Raw genomic sequence first — 15,105 nt, forward strand, 5'->3', positions numbered from 1 at the left:
GACACCGCCTGATAGGTGGTCATGGTGGTGGCGGCCYGCACCCACATTCGCACATAGTCGGCTTCGTTGACGGCGATCGGGATGCTGTTGATGCCGAAGAAGTTGGTGGCCACCAGCACGCCGCGGGTGGCGTGGTTGAGCGCCAGTTCGGGCAGGGTGGGCATGGTCGCCAGCGCGGTCGCGTACGCCGCGGCCGCCGTCTCGTGCTGTGCCGCGGTCGCGGCACTGTTCGCACTCGCCTGCGCCAGCCAGCCCAGGAAGGGGGAGTGCGCGACGATGTACTGCTGGGCGCTCGGGCCTTCCCACCCACCGGCCTGCACAGTGCCCAGGGTGGCTGTCAGTTCGGCTGCCGCGGTGGCATATTCGATGCTCAGCTGATGCCATGCCGCAGCGGCGGCCAGGAGTGGGCCCGCACCGGGGCCGCTGCTCAGGAGTGCTGAATGGACCTCGGGTGGCACTGCCATCCACATCATGAAAGCGACTATGACACAGGCAAACTCGCAGTCAGGTCCCCACGTTTTTGATTGGGGAGAGTGGCACTCAGTTTGCCGGGCACCCGAACTCTGGGTCGGGGGTCAGCCGTTCTGGCAGATCTTCCACTGGTCGTCGCGGAACTGGAGGTCGAAGCTCCGGGTGGAACGTGTCTGCGGCGCGTTGGCCATGAAGGTGGTGACGTTCGCCTCGGCGTGGTCGTTCACCACGACCACCTCGTCGATGCTGGCCACCACCGGGTACTGCTTGGCGGCCGAGACCCGCTTGTGGGTCTCGGTCCACGAGCGGTCGTCGTACTGGACGTAGCTGTCCCTGGTGGCGCCGCAGGTGATGCCCCGCAGCGCGGCCAGGTCACCTTTCTGGATGGCGACGTCGAAGCTCTCGATGGTGGAACGGACCTGGTCTTCCTGCGAGGTGGCGTTGGCGCCACCGCGGGTCAGCAGCACCGTGCCCAGTACGGCGAGCGCCACCAGCGCGGCGATCACCAGCACGACGGCGATCACCCAGCCCCAGCTGCGCCGCGCCCGAGGCGGCTTGGGTGCATCATCGCGCGGCGGAATAACCTGCGGTGCAGCCACTTTGGAGCTGTCGGTGAACGCGGTGCTGTCGATCATCTCGGTGGGTTCACCGGCAGCGAAGATCTCGGTGGGAGGCTCGGGCACCGATTGGATGATCTGGGTGGAGCCGTCGAAACCCGACGGCGCGGTGAACCGGCGTTCCGACGAATCGTCGGTCTCCGGTGCATCCGGATCGGGTTCCTGCTTGCCGCCTTCGGGCTCTGTTGGGTTCGACATCCCTACTGCAGTCCTCCCTCGTGATGCTTCAGCGCAAGCCTAATCACAGCCGGCATACGCCCGCACGGCACAATAGGCCTATGACGCGAATGGGCGACCTGCTGGGGCCGGATCCGGTGCTGCTACCGGGCGATACAGAAGCTGAGGGCGAACTGGAGGCCGGTGAGAAGGCGGCGATCGTCGCCGCGGCGCACCCGAGTGCCTCGGTGGCCTGGGCGACGCTCGCCGAGCAGGCGCTGACCGAGGACCAGCCGGTGGCCGCCTACGCATATGCCCGCACCGGGTATCACCGCGGACTCGACCAGCTGCGCCGCAACGGCTGGAAGGGGTTCGGTCCGGTGCCGTACGCGCACGAACCCAACCGTGGCTTCCTGCGTTGCGTGGCCGCCCTGGCGCGGGCCGCCCAGGAGATCGGTGAGACGCCCGAGTACGCGCGTTGCCTGGATCTGCTCGATGACTGCGACCCGTCCGCGCGCGCCGCGCTCGGGGTCAACTAGCAGTTCTTCGCACCGCAATCGCCGACGCCGCCGGGCGGCTCGACCTGAACGGTGGCGTGTTCGAGGCCGCGCGCGGCCAGCACCGCCTGGGCGTCGACCAGTACCCGGGCGGCGTCGTGGGTGCTGGTCAGGTGCGCTGTTGCCATGTCCCGGCCGGGCACCAGGGTCCACACGTGCAGGTCATGCACCTCGGTGACACCGGGGACGTCCTGCAAGGCGGTGCGCAACTCGTCGACGTCGATGTGGGCCGGCGATGACTCGCTGAGGATCCGTAGCGCGGCCCGGGCGAGGGCGAAGGCCCGCGGCAGTACCCACAGTGCGACCAGGACGGCGACGACGACGTCGGCATACGGCCAGCCGGTGGTGACGGTGACGATGCCCGCGATCAGCACCCCGATGCTGCCCACGGTGTCGGCGACGACCTCCATGTAGGCGCCCTTGACGGCCAGGCTGTGCTCGGAGTCCGCGCGCAGCAACAGCACCACGACGGCGTTGGCGGCCAGGCCGGCCAGCGCGACGACGATCAGCGGCACACCGGGGACATCGGGTGCGTCCCCGAGTCGCTCGAAGGCCTCGTAGAGGATGAATCCGGCAACACCCAGCAGCAGCGCGGCGTTGGCGACGGCGGTGAACACCTCGGCGCGGTGCCAGCCGTAGGTGCGGGCCGCGGAGGTGGATCCGCGGCGGGCCAGCAGCACGGCGGTCAGGCCCATGAACATCGCGACCAGGTCGGTGAGCATGTGCCCGGCGTCGGCGAGCAATGCGATCGAGTTGATTGTCAGCGCGGTGACCAGTTCCAGCACGAAGAACGCGCCGAGGATCGCCGCGCCGATGATCATCCGGCCGACGCGCGTGTCACCGCCGCCGTGGCTGTGGTCGTGTCCAGCTCCCATGCAGCCGAATATATGCGTAAAGTCGCATATGTTGCAAGACTCAGAGCCAGGCCGACCAGAACCGGGTGAGTCCGCCGCCGATCGATACCAGCGAGCCGTTGATCCCGGACAGGTCGACGAACCAGAACACCACCGAGAAGAACACCTGGTTGAGCTGCGGCACCAGCAGCACGATGAGCAGGATCAGGAAACCCCAGCCCTTGACCGGCTCCAGGGCGCGCTGGGTGTCCGGCTTGAGATGCGGTTCCAGCGCGCCGTAGCCGTCCAGGCCCGGAATCGGCAGCAGGTTCAGCAGCACCGCGGTCACCTGCAGAAAGCCCAGGAAGGCGACACCGCCCCAGAACACCAGATGAGCCGGGTCGTAGAACAGGCTCACCGCGGCCAGCAGCAGCACCGCCAGCACCACATTGGCCAGCGGGCCGGCCAGACTGACCTGGGTGCGCTGCCGTGCCGTCATCCAGCCGGTGCGCACGTAGACCGCACCACCGGGCAGGCCGATGCCGCCCAGGGCGATGAAGAGCAGCGGCAATCCGAGCGAGAGCATCGGGTTGGAGTATTTGAGCGGGTTCAGCGTCAGATAGCCGCGCACCGCGATGTCGTGGTCGCCGAACTTCCACGCCGTGTAGGCGTGGCCGAACTCGTGCAGGCACAGCGACACCAGCCACCCCGCGACCACCAGGACGAACACCGCGGCATAGGACAGCGGCTCGATGGCGTCCCCGCAGAACCAGGCCAGCCCGCCACCCGCGAGGGTGAGCGCGACGATCCCCAGGAAGATCGGGCTGGGTCGTACCGACTGGCGCAGCGGACGGATGTTCACGTTTCGACGCTACCTACTTCACGGCCAACCAGCCTTCCGTGTGGCGGTAGAACGTCGACCGTCGCAGCGCGCGGGTGCTCGGGTCGCCGTCGCGGACCACGAAGGCACCGGTGGTCCCGAGCTGCGCGGCGCGCCCGGTCACCCAGCGCTTCGGCCGCATGCCCGAGGACAGCACCGTCGCACGCAGGCCGGGCATCGTTCCGATCGGCTCGATCCGCACCGCGGTCGCCTCACCGTCGAAGAGCACCGTGTCGTCCACGACGGCCTCGCCCTCCAGCCCGGTCTCGCCCACCCACAGCCCGACGCCGACGAGCGCGCGCCCGGAGTCGTCGCGGATCAGCGGTACCCGGGTGGCGGCGCGTGTGAGGGCCGCGCGGGCCGCGCGCCACCCGCTCGGCAGCCCGTAGGCGCGGGTGGCGGGGGTGCGCCGGCGCGGTACGAACGCCACCTCGACATCCAGTTTTTCGGCCTTCAACAGTGAGGTGAGTACTGCGGCGAGGTCCTTGTCGGTGCCCACCACGACGATTCGGCGAGCCGTCACGGCGGCCGCAATCTGACCGGTTTCTTGCACCGTCACCGCAGGTAGATGGCCTAATGCGCGGGGTGGGCGGCGCCCGCCGAACAGCAACACTGCGCAATCTGGCCGGCCGTTTGTGGTGGTCAAGGCCTCTCCTATGGCTCCGCTCGGATAGGGTGGGTCACCGGCTGCATCACTTTAAGCGGGAGAAATGCCATGCCGGCAATCGTGCTCATCGGGGCCCAGTGGGGCGACGAGGGCAAAGGTAAAGCCACCGATCTACTCGGTGGACGTGTGCAATGGGTAGTTCGCTACCAGGGCGGTAACAACGCGGGTCATACCGTGGTGTTGCCGACCGGGGAGAACTTCGCGTTGCACCTCATCCCCTCGGGCATCCTCACCCCGGGTGTCACCAACGTCATCGGCAACGGTGTCGTGGTCGACCCGGGCGTGTTGCTCACCGAGCTCTCCGGGCTCGAAGACAGGGGTGTGGACACATCGCGGCTGCTGATCTCAGCCGACGCCCACCTGCTCATGCCGTATCACGTCGCCATCGACAAGGTGACCGAGCGCTACATGGGCAACAAGAAGATCGGCACCACCGGTCGCGGCATCGGCCCCTGCTATCAGGACAAGGTCGCGCGGCTCGGTATCCGGGCGGCCGACGTTCTCGATCCCGCGCTGCTCGCCCAGAAGATCGAGGCGGCACTCGAGCTCAAGAATCAGATCCTGGTCAAGATCTACAACCGCAAGGCGCTCGACGCCGACGAGGTCGTGGCGACGCTGCTGGAGCAGGCCGACGGTTTCAAGCACCGCATCGCCGATGCCAGGCTGCTGCTCAACGAGGCGCTGGAGAACGGTGAGACGGTGCTGCTGGAGGGCTCGCAGGGCACTCTGCTCGACGTGGACCACGGCACCTATCCGTTCGTGACCTCGTCGAACCCCACAGCCGGTGGCGCGGCCGTTGGCTCGGGCATCGGGCCGACCCGCATCACCACGGTGCTGGGCATCCTCAAGGCGTACACGACGCGGGTGGGCTCGGGCCCGTTCCCGACGGAACTATTCGACGAGCACGGCGCGTACCTGGCCAAGACCGGTGGCGAGGTCGGTGTCACCACCGGCAGGCCGCGGCGCTGCGGCTGGTTCGACGCCGTCATCGCCCGGTACGCCACGCGCGTCAACGGCATCACCGATTACTTCCTGACCAAGCTCGACGTGCTCTCCAGCCTGGAGACGGTCCCGGTGTGCGTGGGTTACACCGTGAACGGCAAGCGCACCGACGAGATGCCGATGACGCAGGCCGATATCGCCCGCGCCGAGCCCATCTACGAAGAACTGCMCGGCTGGTGGGAGGACATCTCCGCGGCGCGTGAGTTCGACGACCTTCCCGCCAAGGCGCGTGACTACGTGCTGAGGCTCGAAGAGCTTGCCGGAGCCCATGTTTCGTGCATCGGTGTGGGGCCGGGGCGGGAGCAGACCATCGTGCGCCGGGACATCCTGGCGTGACCGATTTCGGCCTGGATCCACGGCGCGTCGACCCGCAGTACGACCGGCATGGTGGGTTCCCGGTGTTCGAGGCCGCGGATCCGGGCCCTGGATTCGAACGGTTCCTGACCGCCATGCGCCGGGCGCAGGATCTGGCGGTGTCGGTGAACCCGGACAGCGACACCTGGACGGCCGCAGCCGACCGCGTCGAGGAACTGGTGGCACTGCTCGAGCCGTCGCAGGCGGCCGAGGGTGTGGGCCCGGCCAACCGGGTGCCCTCGTTGCCCGGTGCGGGCAGTCTGTTGATGCCGCCCTGGCTCGTCACCAAATTCGAGGCCGACGGTGTGGAGTTGACGGTGCAGTTCAGCCGGTTCCACGTGGGCGGTAATCAGGCGGTGCACGGTGGTGTGCTGCCGCTGCTGTTCGATTCGGTGTTCGGCATGGTCATCCATGCGACGGGCCGGCCGATCAGCCGCACCGCGTTCCTGCATGTGGACTATCGCCGGGTGACCCCGATCGATGTGCCGCTGACGGTGCGCGGCTGGTTGCGGGAAGCCGAGGGCCGCAAGGCGTTTGTGAACGCCGAATTGCTGGACGCCGAGGGCAATGTGCTCGCCGAGAGCAACGGCCTGATGGTCAGATTGCTGCCGGGCCAGCCCTAGGCGTGTCACCATGACGGCGTGACCACACACCCGTCAGATCGGCATCTTCGCAAGCTCACCACGCCGCGTGCGGCCGCGGTGGCCGGCGTGCTGTTCGCGCTGCTGTTCGGGACCGCGCTCGCGTTGATCCGGACTGCGCTGCCCGAGGGCGCCGAACACGGATCGCAGTGGATCGCCGGGGCGAGCGGACAGTTGAAGGTGGCGTCGGTGCTGATGCCGTTCGCCGGCATCACATTCCTCTGGTTCATCGGCGTCATCCGCGACGGGTTCGGCCGGTACGAGGACAAGTTCTTCGCGACCGTGTTCATCGGTAGTGGCCTGCTTTTCCTGGCCATGATGTTCGTGTCCTCGGCGGTGGGCGCCGGGTTGGTTGCCACCAGGGTCGGCTTGCCCGATGTGACGGTGCGCGACGACTTGGCGGTGTTCGGCCAGGGCATGCTGGAGAGCCTCGCCACCACGTACGGACTGCGGATGGGGGCGGTGTTCATGATCTCGCTGGCCACCATCTGGCTGCGCACCGGGCTGATGCCGCGCTGGCTGGTCATCGTGACTTACCTTGTGGCGCTGAGCCTTCTGGTATCGGGTGGGGTCAGCATGTGGGTGGTGCTGGCTTTCCCGGTGTGGGTTCTGGTGGTCAGCATGCTGCTCCTGGCGCGGGCCGGGGTGATCGACCTGCACCATGACGGCCCGGAGGAGCCGGCCCGCTAGAAGGGCGGGTCGCTGTTGTTTTCGCCGAGTTCGGCTGCGTTGCGCTGCCGCTCGGCTTTGATGCGTTGTGCACGGTCTTGTGCGCGGGTGCGTTGTCGGGTGGGCATCGCTTTTCGGTTGGGCCCTGTGGTGTCGCGGTCGGTGTCGTTGATCAGGCTGATGGCGCGTTTTCGCGGGATCGGGGTCTGGATGTTCCAGTGCGGGAACATGATTGCCGCCCCGGGGGCCTTGGTGTAGGTGTGCCCGGTCGGTGCTGACCAGTGGATGCGTCCGTCGGGTTGGGCGGTGGGTGTCCAGCCGCAGAAGGTTTTGATCAGGTGGTGCAGGCGGCACAGTGGTGCCAGGTTGCCCGGATGGGTCGCTCCGGCGGGCCATGGGGTCAGGTGGTCGAGGTCGCAGCGGTGCGCGGGCCGGTTGCAGCCCGGGAAGCTACAGGTCATGGCGCGCATCCGCACGAACGCGGTCAGTGCGGTCGAGGGCCGGTACTGGCGTTCGGCGGGCAGGTCGGCGATCTCGGAGAGCGGCTTGACTTTCGCGCCGGTCGCCGCGAGGTGGGCCAGCATGTTGGCGGGGATGATGGCGCCGTCGAGCATCACCCCGGGGCTGGGGTTGCACGCCGCAGGTACGGCGGGCTCAGCGCGGGCCGCAGGTTCGGCGGGCTCGTCGGGTTCGGATTCGGCCGCCGGAGTCTGCTGCTCTTTCTCCGGCGCAGTCTCGGTCTCGGCGGGCGCCGTTCCCGGGGTGCCCGTGGTGGTGTGCCGCGGAGACTCTTCGCCGGCGGCGGGCACCTGGTCGGTCAGCACATAGATGGTCACTGCGCCTGAGCGTGGATCTTTCCCGCTGCCCTCACAACCAGCACCCCCACACGCGCACGCGAGCCGTGCCAGTTGCGGGCCGACCGCGCCCAATGCGGCCAACGCGGCCGCACGTAGCTCGCCCCGCGCGCGGGGGTCGTTGCCGCAGACGGTGTCGGCGAGGTCGTTGAGGCGTTGTTCGAGGATCTTCTTGTCGGTGACGCGCAGCCGACCCCAGAACGAGGACACCCCATTGGGATCGTCTTTGTCGTCGAACTCGACGTAGAGGTCTTTGGCGTTGCGTTTGGAGCGCACGACGGCGTCGGGGTCGAACTTCTCCACCCACAGATCGATGGCGCCGATCAACTGCTTTTCCGAATGCGCGCCGTACGCGCCCGCTTCCCCGGCGATGGCGGTATCGATCAATACAAGAGCGTCGTCATCGTCGACGAGGTGGGTGCGCCAGGTGATCGCATCGATCACCGCCATCGAGATCGCGCCTGTGGCGAACAGGGCGGCGGTGCGGGGCAGCCGGTCACGCAGGGCTTGGGCGATGCGCATCTGCTTGGACGCGGCGTGGGCGTTCAGGTTGCATGCCGCCGCCACCGCGGCCTGGGCCCAGGCCCAACCGTCGATGACCTGATGGGCGATCGCGTCGTCCTCGTCATCGCATTGGCGGGCCACCACCTCACCGATCAACGCCAACCGCGCCGCGGCAGCCATCGCCTCGTTCTGGGTCGTCGCCGTCACCGCCGAGATGAGCGCCTCATCGCTCAACTCGGCCAGTGCGGCCCGTCCCAGAACTTCGAACATGTGTTCTATATTACTAGCGTCCACCGACGTCAGAAAGCAGAACTTTCGCCGCTGTGGATAACTACCTCGAGTAGGTTCCAACCGTGATCGAGTCGTTCAAGTTGCTTCTTATCGGTGCTGTCGCAACCGCAGCGCCCTTGGCCGCGGCCGGTGCCGCCGGTGCCGATGAGTACATCGATTTCGGTACGAATCAGGCAGCCTGCAGGGCGGCAGCCGAGCAGGCCAACGCCACCGGGAACCGGCCCTCATATTGTTTCGAGACAGGACCCGGGCACTACTCGCTGAATTTGGACAACTAATCCAACAGCTTCAACGCCGACGCGGGGCACAGCTTCACGGCCTCGCGGGCATGCTCCAGTTCGGCCTCGGGCACCTCTTCGGTGAGCACCACCACCACGCCGTCGTCATCCTGATCGAATACCGCGTCGGCCACCATCACACAGTTGCCCGCGGTGATGCAGGAGTCGTGATCAGCTTCAACCTTCATCGTCACCACCTCACTGGTAGCGACCGTAGTCCGTAGATGAAGTGGAAGTCCCGGAACTCGACATCTTCGAACGGTTCGGCCAACGCCAGTGTGGGGAAGCGCTTGAACAGCGCCGGAAAGGCGATCCGCATCTCCATCCGGGCCAGTGGCGCACCCAGGCAGTGGTGCACGCCGTGGCCGAACGCGAGGTGCCCGGGGGCGCCCCGGCGCACATCGAACTCGTCGGGCCGCTCGACGAACGCGGGGTCGCGGTTGCCCGCGGGCAGTGACGCGAAGACCAACGCGCCCTTGGGTACCACCACACCGGCCATCTCCACGTCGGCGGTGGCGAACCGCGGAATGGCATGGTGCACCACCGACAGCCAGCGCAGCAGTTCCTCCATCGCGGGCCCGATGGCATCCGGGTCATCGCGTACCAGCGCCAGCTGGTCGGGTCTGCGCAGCAGCGCAAGAGTCCCCAGCCCCAGCATGTTCGACGTCGTCTCGTGACCGGCGAGCAGCAGCAGCCCGGCAATGCCGACCAGCTCGTCGTCGGTCAGCGCGTCGCCGTGCTCGCGGACGAGCATGCCGAGGATGTCCTCGCCGGGAGCCTTCCGCGCCCGGTCCACCAGGCTGTGCATGTAGTCGCGGCTCTGCTGTTGCAGCTGCATGCGCTCGGCGATGGGCAGCGACAGGTCGAGCTGGCGGGCCGAGCGGTGCTGAAAGTCATCCCGGTCGTCATATGGCACGCCGAGCAACTCGCAGATCACCAATGACGGTACGGGCAAGGCGAATTCGGCCACCAAGTCCGCGGGCGCACCGCCGGCCGCCATGGCATCGAGGTGCTCGTCGACGATCTCGGTGATGCGCGGCTCCAGCCGCTTCATCCGCCGGATGGTGAACTCGGGGGTGAGCAGACGGCGCAACCGCTGATGCTCGGGCGGATCCAGGCCGAGCAGGTTACCGGCGCGTGTCTTGGCCAGTTCCTCCGCGGACATCTCCGGCGCGCCGGGCAGGGTGAAACCCGGTGGGCGCGCATTGGAGAAGTGCTCGTGATCGGCCAGCACGGACTTGACGTCTTCGTGCCGGGTCACCAGGTACACGGTGTTGCCGAGTGCGCTGACGACGGATTGCACGCCGGTTTTCTCGCGGATCGCTCCGAGTTCGGGAACGGGGTCGAAGCCGTTGCGCCGCATGTGGACCGGCGGCAGCGTCTGTGTCATGCGCGATCCGCCTTCGGCTCCTCGCTGGCTGTCATGATCACACGCTACGCGTCGAACACAAAGTCCTTGATCAGCGCGTTGACGAGGCGCGGATTCTCCAGTGCGGCCAGATGCGCGACGCCATCCAGGACGGCGGTCGCCGCACCCTGAATGGCGTCGGCCATCTCAAGCGTCTCGGCGACGGGGAAGGTGGCGTCCTCGGCACCCGCCACCACGAGCACCGGGGTGCGCACGTCCGAGAGCAGCGCACGTTGGTCCGGCCGCTGGGGCACCACGCTCGTCACCGCCCATGCACTGGAGTCCAGGTCCACCGCGCGTGCCGCATCCCGGACGAATCGCACCACGTCGGGCCGGTCGCGAAAGGTCGTCGGCCCGAGAAAGGCCTTGAGCACCTGGCCCGTCAGCGGTCCGCGTATGCCTCCGAGGAGCTTCGCCGTCCGCAACAGCAACCCGTACTCGACACGCTGGCGCCGCCCGGCCGGCGAGGCGGTGCAGTTCATCAGGACCGCCCGCCCGATCCTGTCCGGGTGCCGCGCGGCGAACGTGCCGCCGATCATCCCGCCCCAGGAATTGCCGACGAAATGGGCCCGCTCGACGCCCAGCCCGTCCAGAACATCCACCACGGTCTGTGCGCACTCATCGAAAGTGAAAGGCCCCGAAAGCTTTTCGCTGCCGCCGTGGCCGGGCGGGTCCACCAGGATCACCTGGTGCCCGTCCTGGAACTCCGAGGCCTGCCCGGCCCACATATCGCCGGTCATCAGCAGGCTCGGCCAGAACAGGCCGAATTCCGGTGTCTCCTCCCGCGCCCGGGTCACCAGGAAGATCGTGTAATCCACGCCGAGTGCCACCAGGAACAGGAACGCGAACAGCGGAGTGCCGTTGTCCAGGGCCGGGAAACCGAACAGGTGCACGCTGGCCCAGCCACCGATCCCCAACGCGGCCAACGCGCTGAGCACCGTGACCGACACCAGGACCACCGGCGCCAGCGCCGAACGGAGCAGCACGAAGAGCACCACGAGCACCACCGCCAGGATCGCGGGGATGACCACCATGCGGTCGCGCTGGGCGGCCGACGCCGAATCCCGCGCCTTGGCATCGGACCCGCCGACCACAGCCTCGGGACTGACGGAATGCACCGAACTACGCAGCGCATCAACGGTTTCGAACGCCTCATCCGACGCCGGTTCGGCCTGCAGGACCACCGACCATTGGCTCAGTCCGTTGCCCGATTCCCCGGCGGGCCGGGCCGACACCACGCCCGGCACCCCGGTGAKTGCCGCCGACACCGCAGCCGCATCGGAGGTGGGCGCGATGACGACGGCGGGATCGGTCAGTCCGCTCGGAAAGTGTTCGGCCAGTGTGTCGTAACCGCTGACCGACTCGGCCTGTACCCGGAACTGTTCGGTCTGCGACAGACCGACCGGGGTGCCGACGAGGCCGAAGCACAGGGCGACCAGCACGCCGAGCGCGCCGGTGGCCACCCATCCGGGCCGGCCGGCGACCCAGGACGCGACCCGGTGCCAGACGCCGCTGTCGGTGAGGGCCTCGTCGCCGACCTGAGGGATGAACGGCCAGAACAGCTTCTTGCCGAACAAGCCGAGGAACGGCGGCAACACGAACAGGACGAAGATCGCCGCCACCACCAGGCCCGCCGCGGCCTGCACGCCCAGGCTGCGGTTGGACGGCGCCGTGGCGAACGCCAGGGTGAGCAGCGCCAGTACGACGGTGGCATTGCTGGCCAGGATCGCCGGCCCGGCCGCACGGGTGGCCACCCGCAATGCCTCGCGGTGATCGGCCGAACGTCCCAGCTCCTCGCGGTAGCGCGAAATGAGCAGCAGCGCATAGTTGGTGCCGGCGCCGAACACCAGCACGCTGGTGATGCCGCCCGTCGACCCGTCCGGGTTCAGGCCAAGTCCGGAGGCAACCGCGGTGCCCACCACGGAACCGACCCGGTCGGCGAAGGCGATCACCAGCAGGGGCACCAGCCACAGCACCGGGGAGCGGTAGGTGATGATGAGCAGCAGGGCCACCACCGCGGCCGTCACCGCGAGCAGGGTGATATTGGCTCCGGCAAAGGAATTCGCGATGTCGGCGCCGAAGGCCGGGCCGCCGGTCACCTCCGCCTGCAGCCCTTCGGGCAGCCGTTCGGCGGTCTGGGTGCGCAACTCCTGCACCGCATCGTTGAGGGCGAATCCGGACAGGTCGGCCGACAGCGGGGACACCGACACCGCGGCCAGCCCGTCCTGCGACACCTGCGCGCCGGGGCCGGCCGCAGCCACCTCGGCCGGACTCAACGGTCCGCCGTCGGTCCGGGTGAACACGATGATGGCCGGCGCGATATCGCCGCCGGGGAACTCGGCTCGCAGGGCGTCGGCGCGCGCCGATTCGGCACTGGCCGGCAGCGCCACCGGCGACTGGGAGGCGGAGTCCGACCCGCTGAGCAGGCCCAGACCGGCGCCGGAGGCCAGGATCACGAGTATGGCGACGAGCCAGGAAACACGACTGGACATGCGATAAATATTTCAGAAACTTAACGATTAATCAAATGAACGATATGCTGTGGTCATGCAGCGAGAAGATCGGGAGCGGCTCATCGCTGCCGATGTGCGAGCCCTGACGGCCGAGTCGGATCAGATCGGCCGTGAATTCGCCAACCGTAACGATGTGTCCGCCAACGATTTTCGCGCTCTGCTGCACGTCATGGTGGCCGATGCCGCGGGTGCCCCGCTGACCGCGGGCGAACTGCGCAAGCTGATGGGGACCTCCGCGGCGGCCATCACGTATTTGGTCGAGCGGATGATCGAGTCCGGGCATCTGCGCCGGGAGGCCCATCCCGGTGACCGGCGCAAGGTGATCCTGCGGTACGACGATCACGGACTCGCGGTCGCCAACGATTTCTTCACCCCGCTGGCCGAGATCAACTCTCAGGCGTTGGCCGACCTGCCCGATTCCGACCTCGATGCCGCGCACCGCGTGTTCACCGCGCTGCTGGCAGGGATGCGCGAGTTCCGGACCGCTACCGACGGTTGAGGGTGGCCTCTTCCAGGTCCAGCCCGCGCAGCACCTCGCGCAGCACCTCATCGTCGATGTTCCCGGCGTCGCGTTCGGCGATGAAGGTATCGCGTTCGGCGGCAAGCATTTCCAGTCGTAGCCGACGGAACACCGAAGCCGGGCTCTCGCCGATCTCGTCCTCGCTGCGGCCCAGCCGTTCCCACGCCGAGTTGCGCCGGGCGGTGTTCCACTTGCGCAGCACCTGGGCGGCATCGTCGGTGACCGCGGCGGACTGGCTGACGGTCCCCTCGGCGCGCTGCTGCTCGAGCAGTTGGTCGAGCCTCTCGGCCGCAGCCCGGGCCGCCTTGTCCTGCGCCGCCGCCTGAGCCAGCGCATCGCGCTGCGCGTCGTCGCTGTGGATGCCGAAGCGCCGGATCACCCACGGCAGCGTCAGGCCGTGCAGCAGCAGGGTGCCCACCACCACGACGAAGGTCAGGAACACCAGCTGCGGACGCCCCGGGAACTCCGCACCGGACATCGTCGTCAACGGCACACCGAACGCGGCCGCCAGCGACACCACGCCGCGCATCCCGGCCCACGCGACCACGAAGACCTCCCCGGCCGCCGGCCGCGGGTTGCGCAGGAACGTGGTCGCGTACACCCAGGCGATCCGTACCACGATGACGGTGGCCAGCACCGCCACCGACGAGACCGCGATCGCCGCCGCGGACAGCCCGGACAGCTCCCGCACCACCCCGGGCAGCTGCAGTCCGATCAGCAGGAAGGCGAACGACTCCAGGATGAGCTGCAGCGCCTTCCACACCGCGTCGTCCTGCAGGCGGGTGGCGTACCCGGCGTTCGTCGAGCGTTGGCCGAGCATCAAAGCGGCGACGACGACGGCCAGCACACCGGAGGCGTGTGCCTCCTCGGCCAGCAGATAGATGACGAACGGCGCGACCAGGCCGATGGCGCTCTCCACCAATGGGTCGTCCAGCCGGGAGCGGATGAAGGTGATGGCCGACCCGGACAGCACGCCGACAACGACGCCACCCGCTGCGGCCAGGACGAAGGTGCCCAGCCCCGACACCCATCCCGCCGAGGCCCCGATCGCCGCGGCCAGCGCGACCTTGTAGGCGGTCAGCGCGGTCGCGTCGTTGAGCAGGCTCTCCCCGCCGAGCAGCGTCATGATGCGCCGCGGCAGGCCGAGTCTGCGGCCCACCGCCGTCGCCGACACCGCGTCCGGTGGGGCCACGATCGCACCCAGCACCAGCGCCGCGGCCAGCGTGAAATCGGGCACCACGTGATAGGCCACGAACCCGACGACCAGTGTGGTGGCCAGTGGCAGCCCGACCGCCAGCGAGCCGATCGACCGAACGTTGCGGCGCATGTTGACGTAGCTGCTCTCCAGCCCCGCCGACCACAGCAGCGGCGGCAGGATGACGAACAGCACCAGCTCGGGGTCCAGTTCGACCTCGTCGAGCCCGGGGATGGCGCTGGCCACCAGACCGGCGACCACCAGCGCCAGCGGCGCCGAGATGTCGAGTCGACGGCTCACCGCGGCCAGCAGGACCGCGGCCACCAGAACTGCCAGCAGTGTCGCTGCCACGGCATCAACCTATCCTTGATCAACATGCGCAAGAGTTCCCGACGCCGTGCGACGGCACCTCCGGCAGCCCCGAACTCGTGTGAGCATCTTCAGACCGCGGTAGGCATCGTAGATCCGGAGCCGCTGACCCCGGGACGCTGCCAGCAATGCACCGATGACGGGCAGGACGCCTGGGCGCATCTGCGGATGTGCCTGGCCTGCGGACACGTCGGATGCTGCGATTCCAGTCCGCATCAGCACGCCACCGAACACTTCCGGCAGACCGGCCATGCGGTGATGCGTTCGGTGGAGCCCGGCGAGTCCTGGCGATGGTGCTATGTCGACAGCCGGATCGGCTGAGGATC

The 15,105-nt window shown here is 68.1% G+C and carries 16 protein-coding genes and 1 pseudogene; 6 read left to right on the top strand and 11 right to left on the bottom strand.

The features are described from left to right. Together AC1DTF_RS22210 and AC1DTF_RS22215 are read right to left on the bottom strand one after the other, a co-directional pair. Positions 1-473: PPE family protein (locus tag AC1DTF_RS22210; RefSeq protein ID WP_477475639.1), on the bottom strand; the 473-nt coding region annotated here is incomplete at its 3' end. A 102-nt stretch (positions 474-575) separates the two neighbouring features. Beyond that, on the bottom strand, positions 576-1,286 hold the full coding sequence (locus AC1DTF_RS22215; RefSeq protein ID WP_477475640.1) for an Rv0361 family membrane protein: 711 nt from the start codon (positions 1,284-1,286) through the stop codon (positions 576-578). Between the two features lie 80 nt (positions 1,287-1,366). Between AC1DTF_RS22215 and AC1DTF_RS22220 the strand changes: the two genes are divergently transcribed. Then, positions 1,367-1,783: a DUF3151 domain-containing protein gene (locus AC1DTF_RS22220; RefSeq protein ID WP_477475641.1), complete on the top strand. Its 417-nt coding sequence runs from the start codon at positions 1,367-1,369 to the stop codon at positions 1,781-1,783. On the opposite strand, the gene AC1DTF_RS22225 is transcribed toward AC1DTF_RS22220, so the two are convergent. The 3 genes from AC1DTF_RS22225 to AC1DTF_RS22235 are packed head-to-tail and all read right to left on the bottom strand — an operon-like array spanning position 1,780 to position 4,160. Continuing rightward, positions 1,780-2,676, bottom strand: a complete 897-nt coding sequence (locus tag AC1DTF_RS22225; RefSeq protein ID WP_057170267.1) for a cation diffusion facilitator family transporter — start codon at positions 2,674-2,676, stop codon at positions 1,780-1,782. The genes AC1DTF_RS22220 and AC1DTF_RS22225 overlap by 4 nt on opposite strands. Before the next feature lie 40 nt (positions 2,677-2,716). Then, the gene (locus AC1DTF_RS22230) at positions 2,717-3,496 is read right to left on the bottom strand and encodes a site-2 protease family protein (RefSeq protein WP_057170266.1); all 780 of its coding nucleotides are present in this window, start codon (positions 3,494-3,496) and stop codon (positions 2,717-2,719) included. Positions 3,497-3,509: 13 nt separating this feature from the next. After that, complete coding sequence (locus AC1DTF_RS22235) at positions 3,510-4,160, bottom strand: peptidase M50 (protein WP_477475642.1); 651 nt, start codon at positions 4,158-4,160, stop codon at positions 3,510-3,512. 69 nt (positions 4,161-4,229) lie between these two features. On the opposite strand from AC1DTF_RS22235, the gene AC1DTF_RS22240 reads away from it, so the two are divergent. Genes AC1DTF_RS22240 through AC1DTF_RS22250 form a run of 3 tightly spaced genes read left to right on the top strand, consistent with a single transcriptional unit; the run spans position 4,230 to position 6,868 of the window. Beyond that, positions 4,230-5,519 (top strand): adenylosuccinate synthase, encoded by a 1,290-nt coding sequence (locus AC1DTF_RS22240; protein ID WP_477475643.1) that lies wholly within the window; start codon positions 4,230-4,232, stop codon positions 5,517-5,519. Continuing rightward, on the top strand, positions 5,516-6,160 hold the full coding sequence (locus AC1DTF_RS22245) for a PaaI family thioesterase (RefSeq protein ID WP_477475644.1): 645 nt from the start codon (positions 5,516-5,518) through the stop codon (positions 6,158-6,160). Before AC1DTF_RS22240 ends, AC1DTF_RS22245 begins: the two co-directional genes overlap by 4 nt. 18 nt (positions 6,161-6,178) lie before the next feature. Beyond that, positions 6,179-6,868, top strand: coding sequence for a hypothetical protein (locus AC1DTF_RS22250; protein ID WP_477475645.1), 690 nt, complete (start codon positions 6,179-6,181; stop codon positions 6,866-6,868). Here the strand turns inward: AC1DTF_RS22250 and AC1DTF_RS22255 are convergent. The 5 genes and pseudogenes from AC1DTF_RS22255 to AC1DTF_RS22275 all read right to left on the bottom strand — a co-directional run. Then, a complete protein-coding gene (locus AC1DTF_RS22255) occupies positions 6,865-8,475 on the bottom strand; it encodes an HNH endonuclease signature motif containing protein (RefSeq protein ID WP_477475646.1) in 1,611 nt (536 codons plus the stop codon). The genes AC1DTF_RS22250 and AC1DTF_RS22255 overlap by 4 nt on opposite strands. A gap of 295 nt (positions 8,476-8,770) precedes the next feature. After that, positions 8,771-8,962, bottom strand: a complete 192-nt coding sequence (locus AC1DTF_RS22260; protein WP_477475647.1) for a ferredoxin — start codon at positions 8,960-8,962, stop codon at positions 8,771-8,773. A 2-nt stretch (positions 8,963-8,964) separates the two neighbouring features. Beyond that, positions 8,965-10,164 (bottom strand): cytochrome P450, encoded by a 1,200-nt coding sequence (locus AC1DTF_RS22265; RefSeq protein ID WP_477475648.1) that lies wholly within the window; start codon positions 10,162-10,164, stop codon positions 8,965-8,967. 44 nt (positions 10,165-10,208) lie between these two features. Continuing rightward, positions 10,209-10,922, bottom strand: coding sequence for an alpha/beta fold hydrolase (locus AC1DTF_RS22270; RefSeq protein WP_477475663.1), 714 nt, complete (start codon positions 10,920-10,922; stop codon positions 10,209-10,211). A 21-nt stretch (positions 10,923-10,943) separates the two neighbouring features. Then, positions 10,944-12,674: pseudogene (locus AC1DTF_RS22275) on the bottom strand (MMPL family transporter); the annotation flags it as partial. Positions 12,675-12,729: 55 nt separating this feature from the next. On the opposite strand from AC1DTF_RS22275, the gene AC1DTF_RS22280 reads away from it, so the two are divergent. Further along, the gene (locus AC1DTF_RS22280; protein WP_477475649.1) at positions 12,730-13,194 is read left to right on the top strand and encodes a MarR family winged helix-turn-helix transcriptional regulator; all 465 of its coding nucleotides are present in this window, start codon (positions 12,730-12,732) and stop codon (positions 13,192-13,194) included. Here the strand turns inward: AC1DTF_RS22280 and AC1DTF_RS22285 are convergent. After that, on the bottom strand, positions 13,181-14,761 hold the full coding sequence (locus tag AC1DTF_RS22285; protein ID WP_477475650.1) for a Na+/H+ antiporter: 1,581 nt from the start codon (positions 14,759-14,761) through the stop codon (positions 13,181-13,183). The genes AC1DTF_RS22280 and AC1DTF_RS22285 overlap by 14 nt on opposite strands. 24 nt (positions 14,762-14,785) lie before the next feature. On the opposite strand from AC1DTF_RS22285, the gene AC1DTF_RS22290 reads away from it, so the two are divergent. Further along, entirely contained in the window at positions 14,786-15,100 is a 315-nt protein-coding gene (locus tag AC1DTF_RS22290) for a UBP-type zinc finger domain-containing protein (RefSeq protein ID WP_477475651.1), read from the top strand. Positions 15,101-15,105 lie beyond the last annotated feature (5 nt).

It is taken from the genome of Mycobacterium sp. P4_H6 (assembly GCF_056400845.1).